The sequence below is a fragment of the Jingyaoa shaoxingensis genome, assembly GCF_014385005.1.
Lineage (GTDB): Bacteria > Bacillota > Clostridia > Lachnospirales > Lachnospiraceae > Marvinbryantia > Marvinbryantia shaoxingensis.
Window position 1 is genome coordinate 557,782 of sequence record NZ_JACRSZ010000001.1, and the last position, 19,584, is coordinate 577,365.

Consider the following 19,584-nt stretch of genomic DNA (forward strand, 5'->3'; position numbering starts at 1 on the left):
ACCGATTCACGGGAGGTTGGATAATGGTTTGTTCAGTTCCTCTGTACCCGGTAAAACAAATCGTCCATCTTCTATAATAACAGTCTCACGGCCCTCCTCATCCAGCACAGCAAGGCGTCCCAGTTCCTTATATGGAATGGTGATATCTGTGTGGCATCCAAAATAGGCCTTTGACAGATCTTCTTTTCTCAGAATCGATACCTCATTGTCTCTGGCAATGATCTCTTTTCCATCTGGGTTAAATACCGGAGTATCCTCTGACCAGCTGTAACAGGTATCTCCCACTGCAAAATGTGGACCCATCTTCTCTGCAATCAAAATCGGAAGTTTATCACCGATTCCATACTTTTCTGCCATTACATACGCAGTCGTATTGGTACCAATGGCAAACTCTCCCATTGGCAGTGTATCATGATGATACAGCACATTTTCTCTGACGTATTTTCTGTTTTCTTCTTCTGTTTTAAAGTTACTGCAGGTGTAATCAGCAATCATACCATCTTTAAAAGTAATCTCCAGATTCTCGTAACGCAGTTCATTCAGATACACTTCGCTGACATGAAGCACACCGTTGGTTCCTGCCAGACGAGGTGATGTAAAGACTTCTCCCACAGGAATGTTCACATCTGCCACACAGTTTTCAAAGATTGTTTCTTTCTCCGAGTTTCTCAGATCGATCAGGCTGACAGTCAGATCTGTTTTGTTCACGCCTTTTCCCTGAATATGGACTTTTTTGCCACGATCCAATGCATTGATGATAGTCTGCTGAATTCTCTGATATAACTGATAATCCAGTGTATTGATCTTCACAGTCTCTGCAAAAATCTCTTCGAACTTCTCTCCGATCTCCGGAACCGGGAATGCGATAATCGTAAAGCTGCGTTCTTCACCAATAATATAACGGTTTGTGATCTGTGCCGTCTCATTGGCAATCTCTACAGACAGCTTCTGTTGTTTTTCTGACAGCCGGTATGCAGCTTCTTTGTTCACCGGTACAAACGGTACTTCACCAAAGGTCTCTATACAGGCAGGTCCCGCATGAGTATTGGCAAGTTCTTTATATTCTTCATAGGCACTTCGCAGAACCCCCAGCTTACGCTCCATAAAAGCACGGTCCAGATAGATTGCCGCATCTCCCTTATGGTCATACTCAAACTGCTTGTTCGGAATCGCTCCGTAATAACCGATGCGTATGTGTTCTCTCTTATTAATACTGTTCACCGCACTGCGGTAAATCGCCGGTTTCAGCCCCATCTGTGCAAAGTTCTCAATGGCTTTGCGAATAATCCGTTCAAATCCCAGAATATAGCGGATATTGACCGTTTTCTTTTTGGACAGATCCTTGTTTCCCAGTACGAATCCCATACGGTATCCTTCGGTATAGACTGAAGCGATCCGGTCGATCTCTTCCTGTGGAAGGCTGTTCAGGAAACGAGCCGTATCCACAATACTGTCTGTTATATATTCTCCGTACTTATACAGGTATCGCAGGTCACTCAGATCCTCTTCCATAATGATTCTGGCAGCAAAATCCAGTGACGGATCGACAGCCTCACGAATACGGTAAGTAATCGTCTGATCACTGTAATCACTGACATACCAGTATACAATCTGCTGGATCTGCCGGTAAGTCGGCAGTTCCTCTTCTTCAAAGCAGTTATATACTTCAATAAAAAGCTCACACAGGATCAGAATGTCTTCCCATCTCTGCTCAAAAGCAAAAACGATCAAACCACGGATCTCTGTATACAGGAACGACAGAATTCTTCCATGCACTTCTCCCAGTTCCTTCACTGCATACTCTGGATTACCAAAACAGGTTTCATACTGTACCGGCAGGATATCTGCATAGATACTTTCATTGCACCGCTGCCATTCTTCCAGTGACCACTGCTGTGTCTCATGCTTTCCTATCTGTTCTGCCAGATTCAGCATCTGTACAATAAACAGTGCCTCCTCACGGAAATATCGTCCGTAGGGAGCCGGAACACTGGTTTCTCCTGCAATCTCGCTGATCCGCTCAGACGCCAGTTCCATTCTTTCTTTTTTAATCTCATCAATCTGCTGCATATTTTCTCTCCTTATGCTCCACCAAGTACTACTCCAAGCCATACGACAAATACAATCCCGCACATGATGGATCCGATCTTCGGATATTTATATCTGATATTCTTTCCGGAAAAACTCTTCACACCAATGATAAATCCGACAAAAGCAAACAGTATCCCGGATATCCCCATTGCTCCTGCATAGATCCCTGCATTTCCTCTCATATAATAAGAAGAATATACAGCCGCTATCAACAATACCAGAGACAGGATTCCCATAATTGTGGATACAATTCCATCTGCCGGATCTTTCTTTTCCTCAAAAGAATACATCATTTTCTTAGCCATAATGTTTTCTCCTCATTCTGTTGCAAACAGTAAATATGAAAAATCCAATTACCCCTCCCAGGGTATTCAAGAACAAGTCATCAACATCAAAACTGCCAACTTTGGAAATCAGCTGTGTGCATTCTACCAAAAGGCTGAACTCAAAAGAAAGTGCCAGTATCATAAAAAAATTCCTGGCTTTTCGGTTCAGTACCGGAAGAAACGCTCCAAACGGGACAAAACATACTACATTGCCGACAATATTTGCCAACACTGCCGCCATGCCCAGTTCTTCTCTGTAATTCCAGAATCTGGCAATCTCTTTAAACAAATGCAGATTGTAAGTGTATTCTCTTTCCGCATAACTTCTGCCCAGACTTTCTGCAAAAAAGAGAAAGTACGTCAGACATATCAGATATAGCAAAAACAGACCCGCACTGACAATCTGGATTTTTTTCTTCGTTTCTTTTTTCACGGTAAAACCCCTGTTAGAACATAATATTCTTCTTGGTCTTAAGCAGTCCTGCTCCAGATATAATTGCCATAACGCCTGCAACGATTCCCACTACCAGGATTACAATTCCTACAGCAATGTTACATGCTCCGGACAGACTCATGCTGCGATATACTTTTTCGTTCATATACAAGTCTCCTTTTTACCTGACGGTGCCATGTACCACCGGCACACAGCACCTGTTATCTTCGTATCTGTTCAGTACTTATCTTCTTATTTTGCACCATACTGTTCATAATATGAATCGATCGCTGCTTTTATACTGTCATTGATCACAATTTTCCCCTGACACTCCTGATTGTACAGTCTCTCTACCACTTCTTCCATAGTCACGATGGCATGTGCCGGAAAACCGTATTTCTCCTGAATCTCATCCAGTGCGCTCTTCTCGCCGCCCTTTCCGACTTCCATACGGTTCAGGGATACCATCAGTCCTTTGATCTCCACATTCGCCTGCTCTTTTAAGATCGGGAAGGTCTCTTCGATAGATTTACCGGATGTAGTAACATCCTCAATGATAACCACTCTGTCTCCGTCTTTTAACTTGCTTCCCAGAAGGATACCGGTGTCTCCGTGGTCTTTTACTTCCTTGCGGTTAGAGCAGTAACGAATATCTTTTCCATATAATTCACTGATTGCCATAGTGGTTGCCACGCTGAGTGGGATTCCCTTGTATGCCGGTCCGAAAAGCACATCAAAATCCAGTCCGTAATTATCATGGATTGCCTTTGCATAATATTCTCCCAGCTTGCGAAGCTGTGTGCCTGTCACATAGGCACCTGCATTCATGAAGAACGGAGACTTTCTTCCGCTCTTTAATGTAAATTCGCCAAATTTTAATACCTGGCTGTCTACCATAAATTCAATAAATTCCTGCTTATACTGTTCCATCTTGCCTGTCTCCTCTTTTCTTTATCTGTTCTCCAGTGCCTGATTAATATCTGTTACCATGTCTTCTACTGCCGCACGGCTTGCTTCTCCAAAATGCTCTGCTCCATACTTCGCATATTTTTCCTGCTTGTACGCTGCGATAATACCTCTGGATGAATTTACAATGGCACCCAGTCCGTCTTCATTAAAGAAGTGTACCAGATCTGCGCCTTTTCCCCCCTGTGCACCATAGCCGGGAACCAGAATGTAGGACTTCGGCATTACCTTACGCAGCACCTTTCCCATCTCCGGATAAGTTGCACCAACAACTGCTCCGATATAGCTGTACTGGTCTCCCATACATTCCTCACCCCACTGTGCAACCTTTTCGCCCACCATTTCATAAAGTGGTTTTCCATTAATCAACTGATCCTGAAATTCCCCGCTGGATGGATTGGACGTCTTTACCAGGATAAACAGACCTTTCTTTTCTTCCTTACATACTTCCATAAATGGCTTAATTCCATCGGATCCCAGATATGGATTCACAGTAGCAAAATCTTCGTCAAAAGCACTGTATGTCTTGCTTCCTACCTGAACTTTTCCCAGATGTCCTGTTGCATAGGCTGCTGATGTAGAACCGATGTCACCACGCTTCACATCTCCGATTACCACCAGTCCTTTGGACTTGCAGTAATCTACGGTCTTCTTGAATGCCTTCATACCTTCTATTCCAAACTGCTCATACATGGCAATCTGTGGCTTCACTGCCGGAATCAGATCATATGTACAGTCAACGATCTCTTTATTATACTGCCAGATGGCCTCTGCAGCACCTTCCAGTGTCTCTCCAAATTCCTGAAATGCCTTATCCTTTACCTGCTGTGGTATATAATTCAGCATAGGATCTAAGCCTACTACAATTGGTGCCTTGGTTTTCTGAATATTACTGATCAGTTTCTGAATCATGTTATGCCTCCGTTATCTTTTCCTTATTTCTTCAAAAATGCCACCGGCATTTTGCTCCTCACTGCACGCCAAAGGGCAGTTATCTCATATCTGATAATACCACATATGAAAACTGCCTGTAAAGAAAGTCTTTACAGGCAATTCCATATTCCTTGTTTTATTGTTTTATGCCTCTGTCTCAGATCCTGTTTCTGTCTCAGATGTTGTCTCGCTCTCTGTCTCAGATGTGCTTTCTGTATCCGCCTCTGATTCTGACTCAGTTTCAGATACTTCTTCACTGTCTGTCTCTGTTTCAGACTCTGCTTCTGTTGCTTCTTCAGTATCAGATTCCACTTCTTCAGTATCAGACTCTGCTTCTGTTTCTTTTACTTCTTCAATAGTTGCATTCTCATATAAGAAGTTCAGAACTTTTTCCTGAAGCAGACTGTTTCTGATGTAGTTTTCGCCATATGCTTCTTCCAGTTTGGATGGATCATCCATTCCCTGTGCTTCTGCATATCTTGCCAGTCCAGCCTGATATTCTTCATCAGATACTTCGATGCTTTCTTCTTCTGCAATAGCAAGTAAGGTCATTTCTTCACCAAGTGCTTCTTCTGCTACCGGCTGAATCTGTTCCATAAACTCATCCTGAGTCATACCGTAGTTTGTCAGGTAATCATCCAGTGTCATTCCGTACATACTTGCCAGCCATTCATAGTAATTCTTTGCACGGTTGATCGTATACTGCAGGTTTTCTTCCGGATATCCGCTGATGGTTGCATTATCGTATACTGCCTGGAGAAGCTTCTGCTGTGCATCTGACTTCTGTGATTCTTTTGCAGAATCTTCCAGCTCCTGGCGAACACTTTCCTGATATGCTTCTGCTGTCATACCTTCTACCACGCTGTCTGCCACTTCATCTGTCAGTTCCGGAACACGGGAGATAGAATTTACAGTTACAGTAAATACAACATCCTTACCAGCCAGATCTTCGCTGTGATAATCTTCTGGGAATGTAAGTTCCAGATCCTTGGTTTCTCCAACCTGCATACCAATAATGCCATCTTCGAATCCATCGATGAATGTGCAGGAACCAATCTCCAGATCGTATCCTTCCGCACTTCCGCCATCGAATTCTTCTCCGTCAATTTTTCCTACATAGTCAATATTAACAGTGTCACCATCTTCTACGGTACCCTCTGTCAGAGTCTGCTTTGTCTCTGATGCAATCTTATCCATTACCTGCTCATCTGTAACTTCTACAGGGTCAACTTCTACTGTCATTCCCTTATATTCACCAAGTGTTACATATTCGCTTGCATCATATACCGGCAGATCTTCCACATTGAATTCTGTCTCAGATTCCTCTTCAGAAACATCTTCTGTGCCTGTTTCGCTTTCACTCTCTGTCTCAGATGACGCCTCTGTAGTTGCTTCTTCGGTTTCTGTCTCTGTCTCAGATGCTGCTTCTGTTGTTGCTTCTTCGGTTTCTGTCTCTGTCTCAGATGCTGCTTCCGTTGTTGCTTCTTCGGTTTCTGTCTCTGTCTCAGATGCTGCTTCCGTTGTTGCTTCTTCGGTTTCTGTCTCTGTCTCAGATGCTGCTTCCGTTGTTGCTTCTTCGGTTTCTGTCTCTGTCTCAGATGCTGCTTCCGTTGTTGCTTCTTCGGTTTCTGTCTCTGTCTCAGATGCTGCTTCCGTTGTTGCTTCTTCGGTTTCTGTCTCTGTCTCAGATGCTGCTTCCGTTGTTGCTTCTTCGGTTTCTGTCTCTGTCTCAGATGCTGCTTCTGTTGTTGCTTCTTCGGTTTCTGTCTCTGTCTCAGATGCTGCTTCCGTTGTTGCTTCTTCGGTTTCTGTCTCAGATGCTGCTTCCGTTGTTGCTTCTTCGGTTTCTGTCTCTGTCTCAGATGCCGCCTCTGTTGTTGCTTCTTCGGTTTCTGTCTCTGTCTCAGATGCTGCTTCCGTTGTTGCTTCTTCGGTTTCTGGCTCTGCCTCAGATGCTGCTTCCGTTGTTGCTTCTTCGGTTTCTGTCTCTGTTTCTGATGCTGCTTCTGTGGTTGCTTCTTCGGTTTCTGTCTCTGTTTCTGATGCCGCTTCTGTGGTTACTTCCTCTGTTACAGCTTCTGTGGTTTCAGCTTCGCTTGCCGTCTCAGATTCCGCTTCTGTTGTTACGGCTTCGGTGGCTGCCTCTGTGGCTGCTTTTTCCGTCTCTTTTTCATTACCGGCGCATCCGGTTGCTGCAAGCGCAACACATGCCAGTAATGCTACTACTGATTTTCTTTTCATTTTCCTATCCTCTCTTCTTCCACACTTTGATTCTATCCCTCTTTATGCAAAAGGCTCCGCCCTGTTACATATCTTCATAATATTCCTGACCGAATTTAAAGATCCGGCACCGGAAGTGGTCTGTCAGGATCCAGTACTTTGCTGGCATCAAATAAATCTGCTGTCATTGGATTATCTGAAATCGCATCATTATAAATACGATAACCGTCCAGATTTCTTCTTCCCTGATGCAGATATTCAGATGTTACTGTCGTAGTATAAGGTACAGAGTCTACAGGACAGTAAATATCAAATCCCTTACTCTTAAAATAAGTATATTTTGCATTATCTTCTGTATAACCACTGGAAGAAATATCTGCTCCATGAGCAAAAATAATGGCATCTGTCTCACCAATCAATGGTGATACATATTCAAACCACCTCTCAGTATCTCTCACCAGATCATCATAATCGGTCTCGCCTACATTCTTATGACCCCAAGTGTGGCTTGCAAATTCCCATCCGTCAGCTTTCATAGCCTCTACCACTTTTTTAGCGTCTTCACATTCCTGCTCCCAGTCAAAATCCGGATGGTTCGCCAGCCATTCTGACTGAAGATCATCCCTGTAGTAAACCTCTGAATTTGTATTGTGGTCTTCACTGTATGTTCCGTCTGTACGATATCCCAGAATTCCATTATAACCTGTAAGAGCAATAATACCTCTTGCTCCCTTATAGCATCCATCCGGATGTTCTTCCAGGAAGGCATCCAATCTCGGCACTGCATCATAGGCACCTGTCACCACGGTACCGTCATCCTGCACATACTCACAGGTAGGCTTGCCATTCTCATCCAGAACAATCTTTGATGCTACCCCATGATTGTCATAGGTATGGTAATAACACAGATCATCCAGTGAAAGTACAAATGCCTTCTTTCCTTCTGGCAGATAAATGTTATTTGGCTCAATCGTTACCGATCCGTCTTCATTCGTAGTCTTCTTAATCAGATCGTGAATACTTACCAGCACATAACCCCTGTCATACATTTCCTGCGTAATCTCATCAAATTCTGAAATGGTAGTCATCCACTGCTGCCATCCTGCATAACCATCCAGATCCGGATTAAATGCCTTAGATGGATCTACTACTAATGTATGATAGAAAACATGAGTAACATCTTCCGGTGCAATTGCCACGCATGCTGCCTTCTGTGTCTTATACTCGGATACCTTTTGCTGCAGATCTGTTCTGACTGCATATAAATCAGAAGCCTTCAGATGCTTCGCTGCACCGTCGTAGTCATAAGATACTGCCATGGCGTCAGCTTCAGCAATCAACTGTGCTGCCTCTTCATCAGAATGATCCTCTGTCTCGGTTTCCGTCTCTGTCGGTGCTTCTGTCTCCGTTTCACTCTCCGTCTCAGTCTCAAACCATCCGGACGGAAGTTTCTCTTTTATACTGTCAGGCAGTGCATCTTTGCCCGTCCGAATCAATCCGGACACTGCATTCCCTGCTGTTCCCAAACCGTTCTTTATCAATTCCGGATTTACTTTGCTGTTACCAAAAACAATATAATAGCCAACTCCTGCTATGACCAGAATCAGAAAAAGAAAAATCAGAACCCCCATCGTCCTTTGTCTTCTCTTACGCTTCTTCCTTCTCGCAGCCCGTGCCTGTGTGTCTTCATCATACCCCATAAGCATTCATCCCTTCATTGCACATATTCGTATCTGTTCAGTACTTTCACCTCGCGGGACAACAGCTTCTGAACAGTTACACATATTCTAATCTACTTTACCATAAGTCTTCCCAAAAAACAATAATATCACAGATTTTTCATAGATATCAGAATGCTTATTGCACTTTTAAAAAAAGAATGTTAGAATAGAAAAAGCGAATTTAGAGGAGGGGAAAAATGACTTTACTTAACGTATTAATCATTATTCTTGTCGTTTTGGTCGTTGCTCTCGGAGTCCTGTATTATTTCGGCAGAAAAGCCCAGAAGAAACAGGCCGAGCAGATGGAACAGATGGAGGCTGTGAAACAGACCGTTTCCATGCTGATAATTGACAAGAAGATGCTTCGCTTAAAAGACTCCGGACTCCCTCAGATGGTCATCGACCAGACTCCAAAGCTTATGAGACGTTCCAAACTTCCGATTGTAAAAGCAAAAGTTGGACCGAGAATCATGACACTGGTTGCTGACGCAAAAGTGTATGACGTCATTCCAGTAAAAAAGGAAGTAAAAGCAACCGTAAGCGGTATTTACATTACTGATGTCCGTGGAGTAAGAGGTCCGCTGGAGCAGCCTGTGAAGAAAAAAGGATTTTTCGCAAAGATCCGCAGTAAGGCACAGAATACTCTGGATAAAGAAGCAGAAGCAAACAAATCTGCAAAATCCAAAAAGAAAAAATAAAGCATGAAAAAGGCCGGTCACACTGTACCGGTCTTTTTTTATTCTGCTTTAAAACATCAGTTCCATCTGCCCTCCCACCTGAATTCTGGCAGTGATCAGTTCATCCGGCTCTTTACCTCTCTTATGCTCTGCTTTCAGATATTGCAGTCCACCTCTGAGACTTGCCGCAATCAGATTCAGAACATAAATATTGTCAAATCTGTTATAAATCGAATCTCCACCCAGTCCGGTCAGACAAATAAGCTGTGTATTTGTTTTTCTTGCCATATCCATCAGTGGAATCAACAGGTGCGAAGCATTCGTCTGTGCAAACGGATTATCCATAATGAGGACTTTTCCTTCATTTTTATCTGCAAAAATATCCGTATCATCCCTTCTCATATAATAGAGCAGGCTGGATAAAATCACAAATGCAGATAAAAAGCCTTCACCTCCTGAATTTCTGGAAACTTCCTTCCATGTAATCGGATATTCCCGCTGTGCTTCAATTTTGTATAGATGAATCTGCACATTTCCGACTCCAACGACTTGATCATAGAGATTTCTTGTGGTAACTGCCGATCCGAAAAATTCCTGGGCATTTTCATTTTTTTCAAAGAGTTCCACACCTTCCATCGTGATTTTATCTACAAAATCTTCCAGCCGCAGATGATAGATTCCTTCATTTTCCTCCCAGTCAGGGATCTGAATTTTTAACATTTTGATATTTCTGTCTCGAATGGTGATCGTAGAATTATGGTCAATTTTTCCCAGATTTCTGTGAATTTCCAGAATATAATCCTCCATAAGTTCTACAATACGTTCCTTCTCCCTTTCTACTACAGAAATATCTATCTCCAGTTTTTCCATAAGGCTGTCATAAGACTGTATCGTTGTACGCAGCTGCATCAGAACACGATCTGCCTGATCAGAAAGTTCCAACATCTGCTCCAGAGGTTTCCTGTAAAAATCTTCCTCAAAAACTTCCATACGGATAATCTTATTCAGAAGTTGAACCATCTCTTCCTTCTTCCTGCCAGTATCTTTCATTTTCTGATTATAATCTCTTACCAACGTTCCCTTAAAAATTCTCAGGTCTTCTGCTGTTATATCTCCCGACACCGTGACTCGGTCTTCTGCTTCTTTCGGAATCAGATCCGTATATTCTGAAAGCGCCGTCAAATTTTCTTCATAGCTCTGAATCTTTTTATTCCAGAATTTAAGACGCTTTTCTTCTTCTCCTTTTTCATAAAGGAGTTGGCTGCGCCTTGCCTGAAAATCCTGTCCCTGAATCGTATTTCTTGGTAATGGCGTTTCCATTCCACATACAGAAAGCATATTTTTCATCAGTTCCACAATTTTACTCTGGGCGATTGCTGCATTTTTATCTGCCTGATTCCAAAGCATGTCCTTTGTCTGAATTTTTCTCTGATAATCTTCCAGAACACTTTCCTGATGAGTCTCTTCTTTTCTGTCATAAATGATTTGCTCCCACTGTCCCGGGTCCAGTCTGTACTTTTTCTGAAGATGTTCCAGTTCCTCTTTCTCACGCTGAAAACGCACAACTGTCCTTCTCTCCTGCTCTTCCAGATCTTTCAGTTCCTGAGAAAGAACAGATGTAATCGCCTCATAGCGTGCTTCCATCTGTTCCACCGGCATTCCCGCTTCTAAAGTAAACTGCCCGGTTTTCTCATATGCATCATATCTGCTGTATTTTTCATTCAGCTTCTCAGCTTCCCGTTCCAGCATATTCAAGGTGTTTTCCGCAGACCACTTCTCTTCCAGCAGCTTTTTCTGCCTCTCCTTTGCACGTTTCTGACCTTCCTGACAGCGTCTTTCTTCTTGTTTGCATTTTTCCAGTGCTTCACGGTCACTCTCATAAAGACCATAATCTTTCCTTAACTGTACAAAATCCTCTATACGCTGTTTCTGGTGCTGTATTTCCATACTTGCCTTTGTAATGAATGTCAGCAGTTCTTCCTGCTCTTTTTTCATCTGATTCAGTTCCTGAACCAGTTTCTGGATTTCTTTTTCTTTGTTTCTTTGTTCTTCTCCAAGTTCTTTTAAATTCTCCTGTATCTCTTTCCAGTTTTTCCTGGTCACATCCTGATTTCTGATTATTTCCTGACGCTGAAAATATTCTTCATATTCTGTTTTCCGAATGCTTATCGCCTGGGCAGTTTTTTCCAGTTCCTGTTTTTTCTCCCAGATCATGGTCTGTAGTTTTTCTTCATCCAGCAGATTTTCATTAAACAGAATATAAAAACTGATTCCCGGAAACCGGGCTATCCTGTCCGAATACTTTTCCTGAATTTCTTCTATTTTTTCCCGTTCCACAATCGGAACCGGAAAGGAGGTACAGATATTTTTACCACTCCTGCCCAGTTTCTCCAATTCCTGTCCAGACAAAATCAGGGCATATGGCAAAAATGGATTCTTTCTTACCAGTTCCTGATTTTTCTTCTGTGAATATCCGTTTCTCTTCAGCCATTCCATACCATACACTGCATGAATATCCAGATTTTCCAGTTCTCTTTCCAGTTCCTCCGGAAGTTCCATTACTTTCCCGCTTGTCAGTCCCTGGTACTCTTTTGTAAGCGCATCTTCTTCCTTTTCCAGACTTCTGCGCAATTCTTCCAGTTCTTTCAGCTTTCTCTGAGACGCAATCAGGATCTTGTCACGATCAAGAAGATATCCTTCCTCCAGTTCCAGATATTTTAATACTGCTTTTCGTTCTTCCAGTTCTTTTTCATACTGCTCGTACACCTCTGTCTGGCGCTGTATCTCTGTTTTTTTCTGAAGCAGTTCTTCACGCTGATCTTCCAGCCGGCGCTCCTGACTGCGTACTGCCTCTTTATCTGTCTCCCTTTTTTTCTGACTTTCTACTTTCTTTCTCTCTGCATCAGCCAGTTCCTGACTGTAAATCTGCTGTCGGATTTCCAGTGTTCCGGCTTCGTAGTTTCCAAGGATGTTTCGAACCAGTTTCTCCTGATACTTCCTGTTAAACTGCTCCTCCTGACGGCTGTAGGCTTCTATCTGGCTTTCCAGTTTCCCTTTGATGCCAAAACAGTCTCTTATTTTCTCTTCCAGACCTTCTGCCTTCTGTGCTTCTTCTGCTGCCTCGTTCTCTGCTTTTTGTGCACAGTCTTTCTGAAAATCCTGCTGTTTCTTATTCGCCTGAAGGCGTTCGTTATACACTGTCTTCAGCGAAAATCCAAGTGCTTTCCGTTCCGGTTCCAGATCTTCGCCCTGCTGTCTGGCTGCAGTAATTTTTTCCCGCAGAAGATCCAGTTCTTCTTTTTCTTCTTCTACTGTCTGCTGTTGTTTTGCACACGACAGCAAATGCAGTTTTTTCTCAGTCTCACCTGCCAGTTTCTGAATGCTTTCCCGCTCCATATCAATCATATCCCGGTTTCCCAGATGATGATTCTTTTCATCCTCGCATTTATGAATTTTGCTGGAAAATTCCTCGTATTCCACTCTGGAAATATCTTTATCCAGTTTTTCTGTTTTTTCTTCCGATTCTCTCTGCCTTGCTTCCGCCTCTTTCAGCAGACCATCTACATCATATAGAAACCAGGCAATTTTATTTTGCTGCTTTTTCTCTTCCAAACCTGCTGTCTGATATGCTTCTGCCCGTTCCTGAATGCCGGTTGCCTCTTCCTTAAACTGCCTGATATGATCCCGTCGCTTTATCTTTGAACGGTTATCCTTGTACTGTCCGGCATATTTTTCCAGAATGGACTGAAATTCCCGGATACGGTTCTTCTCTTTATTTAATTTGCTCTCAATTGTCTCCAGAAACCACTTTTCCGTCAGTCCTTTTTCATCTCTGCAGTCTGCAAACAAATCTGACAGACCGGATTCTTTGACATTGATTTTCTTTATGATCGTTTCCCATTCCTTATAATTGATCTGATATTCCATCAGTTTATCAAAATACTGGCGTGACTGGGCATAATTGGTCAGATCATAGTAGAAAAATTTCATGTCCTTATCTTTTTTATAAGTCTCAAAAAGCAGCCTGCAGGAATTATAGTTCTTCAGGATCATTTCTTTTCTGCCTTTCTCTACTACCGGCAGATGATGAATGTCCTGAATGCAGGATTGCTGATATTCACTGACAAGCCCCACAATATCCAGATTTTCCCGGCTCTCTTCCTGCATATCCTGGGACTTTCTGACCATCAATCCTGTGAGCACATAGCCTGCCCCCTGATCCAGTACCCATTCCACCAGAATAAAAGACGGCTTGTTCGTCGTAAAGTAGCTCTCGAACGGTCTGTCTTTTGCGTTACGATATCTGGCATGCACAAATGGTGCTGTCAGCATCTGCACCAGTACCGATTTCCCGCCCCCGTTCTGAAGAGAAATTAATGTACTTTCTCCATTCAGATACAGTGTTTCATCACTGATGCGGTTGGCATTATTATTATAATTTACATTAATCAGGCGTATTGCATTGATCTTACTCATCTTTGTGCACCCCCAACACTCTCAGAACTCTGTCATAATTGTTCTGATTCAGAAGATTCCAGTCCATAAAGTGATCCAGTTTTCTCGTTGTCTTGATCATCTCATCCTGAACCACATACTCAATCAGCCCCTGTCTCTGTAAAAACATCAGTATATTGTAAATAAACCCTTCTTTTGTGGTCTTCATTCTGGATCCTCTGTCATCTGATTTCAGTGCCTCATAGGTTTCATACAAAATCTGAAAAGAAATCCCGGCTGTATCTCCTTTTCCGTCTTCCTCTACAATTCCTTCTTTCAGCCGGACCGAAACACAGTTCATCAATTCTCCGGCACGCATGTATTCCCTTGATTTGCTGCTGCTTCCCTGCCCGTCATAAAATTCAACAAGCAACGTTAATATTACAAACTGGGACAAATAATAATCTTTATCTGTAGCAGCCGATCTGCACAATGCATTTTTTAGCTGTGGTTTGGAAAATCCAAGAAAATTATTTTCCTCTCCAGGGATCAGATAAATAACATTTCCATAGCGTTCCACACTGCTTCCTGCTATCTCTCCCTGAGATTTTACCAGGTTCCGCACTGTTTCTTCTTCCGTATACGCCTTATATAAAAGCATCTCATTTTCTTCTCTCAATTCATGATGTTCCAGAAGATAATAAAATATTTCCTGACTGGTTCGAATTTCTTCCTCTTCGTACGCCATATCTGCTATTCCTCATTTCTTGTCATTCGGATCAGGATATTGGAACAGTGTATACACTTTCTTTCACCCTTCTCATTCTGTACATCGTTAAATGTTACAGTCGTCCCGTCTTCTATTCTGTATATTTCCAGCCTGTGAATTCTGCTGTCTCTGAATCTGTTTTCCGAAAGCTGAAGCAGCATTTCATTCAACTGAAAATCTGCGGTCTCTTCCTGTATAAATTCGCTCCGCTCTTTTTTCAGCGCATCCAGATCTATCTCTTTATTTCGGATCAATTCAACCATAATTTCTTTGAAAATCTCTACACTTGGAATCAGCTGATCCTGAATCTCTTCCGGAATATCTTTCAGCGCAATTTCCCCTTTTGCAGTTACCAGATCCAAAAGCGTTCCCAGACTGGTCTCATATTGTTTCAGTTTTTCTCTTCGTTTCTGCTCCTGCTCTTTCTGATAAACTTCCTCATCAAAGTCCAACAGTTCCTCCGTATCCTCTTCTTCCTCTCTGACAGACGGTTTCTGATACTGCAAAGCTTTGTTGAGATTATAGATTTTCTCCGGATCACGGTTAAATAATGGCCTAAAGAAGCCTTCAAGACTGCTTATTGCCGTTGAATTTTTCAACACCTTATCATAAAACTCATTTCGGAAAGAATAACGCTGAATCAGAGATACCTGAGACAGTAGTTCCAGTTCTCTGGTATAAAGGGCTTTCAGATCAAAATGGCTGCTGAGAATTTTCTGATGTTCATCAATGGTACGGTTCAGATATCCTTCGATAATTTTCAGATTATCCAGGTTCTCAGCTTCCTTTTCTCCCAGCCGCTGCACATTAATATTCTCTTCTTCCAGTTTTTTTGCCCGTTCCCTTACCAGTTCTCTGTACTTCTGGAATTTTTCCTTTGTATCACTGATGGTATCCAGATTTTCCAGAAGGATCTCCTCATAGTCCTTTACCGAATAATTCAACGCATTTCTGCGGATTTTCCCCATAGCTTCCTGAATCTTCTGAAGCTGAATCCTCATCAGGTTAAACACATTTTTTATTTCATCAACCGCTTTATCATAGCTCTGTTTTTCCAGATGCATCTGAAAAATCATCTCATGAATCGTAAGCTTCATGTTATTTTCAATTTCCAGGGTAGAGAGAATCAGATTATATCCATCATCAGTTAGATAATAAGATGTTCTGCGAACTTCCTGATCCAGATATACGATCCGGTTCGCGACATAGCTGACATGCATAATATGATATGCATTCTGTTCAAAATCGTACCCGTCAAAATACATGGCACGTCCTTCATTCGATAAAATGACATTTACAATAAAATCACCCAGTTTGCGGTTGTCATCATAAGAAATCTTTTTATCCAGATACTGGCTGTTAAGCGTATCAATATAAGCACCAATATCATCCATCGTACAGTTTTCTTCTTTTAGAGACTGCTCCATGATATAAAGCATAACTGCAAAAATTAGATTCATCTGCTCATCAAACTTGATATACCCAAACTGCTTCCATGATGTTTTCTGGATACTGTTCTGGATCAGCACTGCATACAGTCCCACGTTCTTCATTCGTCTTGGAAAATTCTTAAGGAATTCGTACTGCACTTCTTTCTCCTTCTGCATCGCAACGGTTCCATTTCTTCTCAGATGCGAAGTTCTCTCTAAACCGTTACATTTTATATGTCTTTGCAGGTATAAAATCTGCTGTATTTAATATTTCCTGAGGGATATATCTGCCAGACTCCAGAATATCCTTCATCTTTCTGACCGTGTTTTCATCAAAATATGAAAAAAATTCAGTGCCTATATTTCTGTTCTGTAACTCTTTTGTATCTGGGAGTTCATGCACACTGTCTGCCTTTTTCAGCATTGCCAGATATGCCGGCAAAAACGGTCGTATTTTCCATCTTTGCTGAAATTTTTCTGCCAGATTCTCATATATGCCGATTCCTTCATAATCCAGATCTCCAAAATAATAAATCGTGTTTTCTGAATGTATCATATATGGTTCTGCACACAGATCAAAATCCTGAAATGATCGAAGGATTCTTTTTCCAGCCCCATAGATCAAAGTTCCGATCTCCGTACCCAAAATCTCTATATGTCCCTGCATAAGATAATTCCTCATACTAAAAAATGGGTCTTTATTTTCTAAAATCAACAGATTCTGCGGTGTCTCTCTCGTGTTGGTATAATAAGCCATCGGCTCCGCAGTCTCATAGACATTCAGTACTTCTATCCGAATTCCGCACCGCTTCAGGATCGTTCTCCCATGCTCTCTGTTGAGAAATTTTTCTCTGTTCCAGATCTCAAAACTTCTTTCATTCCAGGACTCTGGTATCTCTGTCTGATTCCTGTCTTCTTTCAAATATTCATTCAGCCTGAGCACATATGGTCGGTCTTTCTCATAAACCTCCGGATGTGCAAGATAATAATCTACTGACATCTCTGGACAAAAGTTATATTTTATCTCTTCCATATAATTGCCGTAGTCTTTCTTCTTCTCCACTATCCAGTATTCCCTGTAAAGTGCCGGCTTCTTGCCATTCATCCTAGAAGTCTTCACAGGTTTTACCTGGCCTGCTTCCAATAAACTGCAAATATACCGATACTGTTCCTGATATGTCAAATCCTGTCTGGCCCGGAGAAGCGTATCCAATGATATCCGTTTCATAAATGGATACCTCCATATGCGAATGTCTGTTCTGTTTTTCATTGTATCATATCATTGCTAATTCTTCTATACCTGAAAGCCACAAAAAATGCAAGATACAGAAAAACCCCGGAAACCTTGCGGTTCCGGGGCATCTTACGCTACAGTACGATACACACGAAGTGTATACTAAAATATATAATTATAATCTGTCAATCAGTGATTACTCGATGATAGAAGCAACACGTCCTGATCCTACAGTACGTCCACCTTCACGATATCAGACCGATGTGTTACGGTGTGCAAATGGTGATTTTCCGTGTGATTCGTGTGGAAAAATCCGGAATTTCCGTTGTGTCCGTGTGGTTTTTGGAGATTTTGTTATCATGGTGTTATCATGATACTTCTACATCCGAATATTTTTCTCCGATTTCTGACGTACAATACTCATATGGGTTACATCGCTTATTCCTAATCACAATACCTTTATCTTCGTCAAGCTTCTTGCAAATTTGTGCAATCCGACGTGATTCCATGTCTATTTCTTCCGCAATATCTCTGGCCTTACAAAACTCTTTTCTTCTATTAAGTTCCAAAATAATATCCAGTTCTTCTTTGCTAACTAGCGGAATTTTATTTGCTTGCTGAAACTGATGTTCAATCTCTTCATCTACTTTTGAATATGTTTCTACTTTTGAATGACAATCCGGACATTGAAATCTTGTAAATTTTAAAAAGGGAATTTCGCTATCATCAAAAATACGTCCACATGCCGGATTGGTACATTTTATCACTTTTGTTTCTCTAATTTGCTCTAAAACTAATGATGTGAAATTAAATATTCTTTCTATAAAATATTTTCTATATATCGTTCCTTGTGCCCTTCCCCATATGATATTATTCTTTTTTGCCAATCCATAATTCAAACAATAGACATTAACTTTTTTCCCATCTCGATTTGATTTTTCCTCATATTTTGTAATAAAATGATTCAATTCTAACGATTCCAAATACTTTTCAGTATTTTGTAGCACATGAAAATGACTACTATATGGAGCTGTTTTTTGGTACAACCTTCCTGTCAATTTGTCTTTTTATTTCTTTCGCTTGGTCCACAATTGCATCTCTTACCTTTTTCAGTTGTGCAATATTACGTTTTTCTTCTATGGAAAGTAAACAATATGTACTAGATCTAAAAAATGCATCTATATTATCTTCATAGTATTTTTCTGATGCATTCTCTATATCCTGTTTTGTAATTTTCTTTCCATATATGATAACGCTCTGATAAAGATAAGCCAACAAATATCCCATAATACGTGGTACATTCATAGATGTTCTGAAAAACATAGTATATACATCTGTCATCGTCATCTTATCATCAAAAAAACTGGTCCATACTCCCCACATAATATTGGAATCTATTTTCCAATAACCTTCTTGTAAAATTATATGGAATATCCATGGATTAGCTGCTCTGAAGTGGCCGGCATTAAAATTGATAAAAAGCGCTGGCGGGAACTTATCGAACTTCAAAAAGAAGAATTCCCAGATACCGCGCAGGAATGGGAGAGGGAGGAATAATCTACTCGTATGGGCAGAACATCCTCCGCAGAAGAAGCGAGTTTGCATACACGATAAGCGAAACGCCAATCATACTCCATACAACCGCCCCTATCATAATAGTTGTCCTGTTCAGCAAAGTCACACACACACACATACCACTCAATCCCAAGACAAAACACTGGAAGTATCCTGCGTGATTGATACTATAAACAAAGCCAAAGCCCGCCGAAATATCGATCAACCATTAATCATCCACTCAGATCGTGGAAGCCAGTATGTTGCAAAAGAATATAAAAAAGCAACCGAAAACATGCAGCGTAGTTATTCAAAGAAAGCATTTCCATGGGATAATGCATGCATTGAATCCTTTCATTCCATTATCAAACGTGAATGGCTCAATCGCTTTAAAATTCGTGATTACAAGCAAGCATACCGGTTGATTTTCGAATATTTGGAAGCTTTTTACAATACGAAACGAATTCACAGCCATTGTGACTTTATGTCGCCTGATGAATTTGAGCGAGTATATGAAAGAAGACATACTAAGGCGGAGCTTCTGGCAGGTTAAAATGGGGAGAAATTTCTCATTTTAACTTGTACTAAATCTTGACATAGCACCACTTAATTTGCACTATCTATGCTAACCGAAACAACAAAGTGCTTGACATTCACAAGTGTTTGCTGTTTACACTTCGGACAGTAGAGTGGAAAGTTCTTTAATTCGGTATCTTCTTGCATTATCGTTCGGGTTTTATTTCCACAGATAGGACATAGAACCCATTTTATAGTTTCCATATTTTTCTCAATCCTT

At 41.4% G+C, this 19,584-nt stretch carries 17 protein-coding genes; 2 read left to right on the top strand and 15 right to left on the bottom strand.

Going from position 1 to position 19,584, the window contains the following annotated elements; translation table 11 throughout:
* Positions 1-6 precede the first annotated feature (6 nt).
* From H8716_RS02635 to H8716_RS02670, 8 genes are all read right to left on the bottom strand, one after another.
* Complete coding sequence (locus H8716_RS02635; protein ID WP_249306977.1) at positions 7-2,070, bottom strand: aminopeptidase; 2,064 nt, start codon at positions 2,068-2,070, stop codon at positions 7-9.
* Between the two features lie 11 nt (positions 2,071-2,081).
* Complete coding sequence (locus H8716_RS02640; RefSeq protein WP_249306978.1) at positions 2,082-2,396, bottom strand: DUF6142 family protein; 315 nt, start codon at positions 2,394-2,396, stop codon at positions 2,082-2,084.
* On the bottom strand, positions 2,389-2,850 hold the full coding sequence (locus H8716_RS02645) for a VanZ family protein (RefSeq protein WP_249306979.1): 462 nt from the start codon (positions 2,848-2,850) through the stop codon (positions 2,389-2,391). Before H8716_RS02645 ends, H8716_RS02640 begins: the two co-directional genes overlap by 8 nt.
* 13 nt (positions 2,851-2,863) lie before the next feature.
* Positions 2,864-3,016, bottom strand: a complete 153-nt coding sequence (locus tag H8716_RS02650) for a hypothetical protein (RefSeq protein WP_249306980.1) — start codon at positions 3,014-3,016, stop codon at positions 2,864-2,866.
* Positions 3,017-3,102: 86 nt separating this feature from the next.
* Positions 3,103-3,780 (bottom strand): orotate phosphoribosyltransferase, encoded by a 678-nt coding sequence (pyrE, locus tag H8716_RS02655; protein WP_249306981.1) that lies wholly within the window; start codon positions 3,778-3,780, stop codon positions 3,103-3,105.
* Between the two features lie 21 nt (positions 3,781-3,801).
* Positions 3,802-4,728: an orotidine-5'-phosphate decarboxylase gene (pyrF, locus tag H8716_RS02660; protein ID WP_249306982.1), complete on the bottom strand. Its 927-nt coding sequence runs from the start codon at positions 4,726-4,728 to the stop codon at positions 3,802-3,804.
* A 165-nt stretch (positions 4,729-4,893) separates the two neighbouring features.
* Positions 4,894-6,990 carry a trigger factor gene (tig, locus tag H8716_RS02665; RefSeq protein ID WP_249306983.1) on the bottom strand — a complete coding sequence of 699 codons (2,097 nt, stop codon included), beginning with the start codon at positions 6,988-6,990 and terminating at the stop codon, positions 4,894-4,896.
* Positions 6,991-7,085: 95 nt separating this feature from the next.
* On the bottom strand, positions 7,086-8,669 hold the full coding sequence (locus H8716_RS02670; protein ID WP_249306984.1) for a polysaccharide deacetylase family protein: 1,584 nt from the start codon (positions 8,667-8,669) through the stop codon (positions 7,086-7,088).
* Between the two features lie 218 nt (positions 8,670-8,887).
* Here H8716_RS02670 and H8716_RS02675 point away from each other — a divergent pair, with 218 nt between their 5' ends.
* Positions 8,888-9,388, top strand: a complete 501-nt coding sequence (locus tag H8716_RS02675; RefSeq protein ID WP_249306985.1) for a hypothetical protein — start codon at positions 8,888-8,890, stop codon at positions 9,386-9,388.
* Between the two features lie 48 nt (positions 9,389-9,436).
* Here H8716_RS02675 and H8716_RS02680 read toward each other — a convergent pair whose 3' ends face one another.
* The 6 genes from H8716_RS02680 to H8716_RS02705 all read right to left on the bottom strand — a co-directional run bounded on the left by H8716_RS02680 (position 9,437) and on the right by H8716_RS02705 (position 18,743).
* Entirely contained in the window at positions 9,437-13,843 is a 4,407-nt protein-coding gene (locus H8716_RS02680; RefSeq protein WP_249306986.1) for a hypothetical protein, read from the bottom strand.
* A complete protein-coding gene (locus tag H8716_RS02685) occupies positions 13,836-14,549 on the bottom strand; it encodes a DUF6063 family protein (RefSeq protein ID WP_249306987.1) in 714 nt (237 codons plus the stop codon). Before H8716_RS02685 ends, H8716_RS02680 begins: the two co-directional genes overlap by 8 nt.
* A gap of 5 nt (positions 14,550-14,554) precedes the next feature.
* Positions 14,555-16,177 carry a hypothetical protein gene (locus H8716_RS02690; RefSeq protein ID WP_249306988.1) on the bottom strand — a complete coding sequence of 541 codons (1,623 nt, stop codon included), beginning with the start codon at positions 16,175-16,177 and terminating at the stop codon, positions 14,555-14,557.
* A 46-nt stretch (positions 16,178-16,223) separates the two neighbouring features.
* Positions 16,224-17,228 (bottom strand): Wadjet anti-phage system protein JetD domain-containing protein, encoded by a 1,005-nt coding sequence (locus tag H8716_RS02695; RefSeq protein WP_249306989.1) that lies wholly within the window; start codon positions 17,226-17,228, stop codon positions 16,224-16,226.
* A 374-nt stretch (positions 17,229-17,602) separates the two neighbouring features.
* A complete protein-coding gene (locus H8716_RS02700; RefSeq protein ID WP_249306990.1) occupies positions 17,603-18,202 on the bottom strand; it encodes a hypothetical protein in 600 nt (199 codons plus the stop codon).
* 52 nt (positions 18,203-18,254) lie between these two features.
* Positions 18,255-18,743, bottom strand: a complete 489-nt coding sequence (locus tag H8716_RS02705) for a hypothetical protein (protein ID WP_147336987.1) — start codon at positions 18,741-18,743, stop codon at positions 18,255-18,257.
* Between the two features lie 223 nt (positions 18,744-18,966).
* On the opposite strand from H8716_RS02705, the gene H8716_RS02710 reads away from it, so the two are divergent.
* Positions 18,967-19,341 carry an integrase core domain-containing protein gene (locus tag H8716_RS02710; RefSeq protein WP_243002484.1) on the top strand — a complete coding sequence of 125 codons (375 nt, stop codon included), beginning with the start codon at positions 18,967-18,969 and terminating at the stop codon, positions 19,339-19,341.
* 53 nt (positions 19,342-19,394) lie between these two features.
* Here H8716_RS02710 and H8716_RS02715 read toward each other — a convergent pair whose 3' ends face one another.
* A complete protein-coding gene (locus H8716_RS02715; protein ID WP_075671335.1) occupies positions 19,395-19,568 on the bottom strand; it encodes a cysteine-rich KTR domain-containing protein in 174 nt (57 codons plus the stop codon).
* Positions 19,569-19,584: the final 16 nt, after the last annotated feature.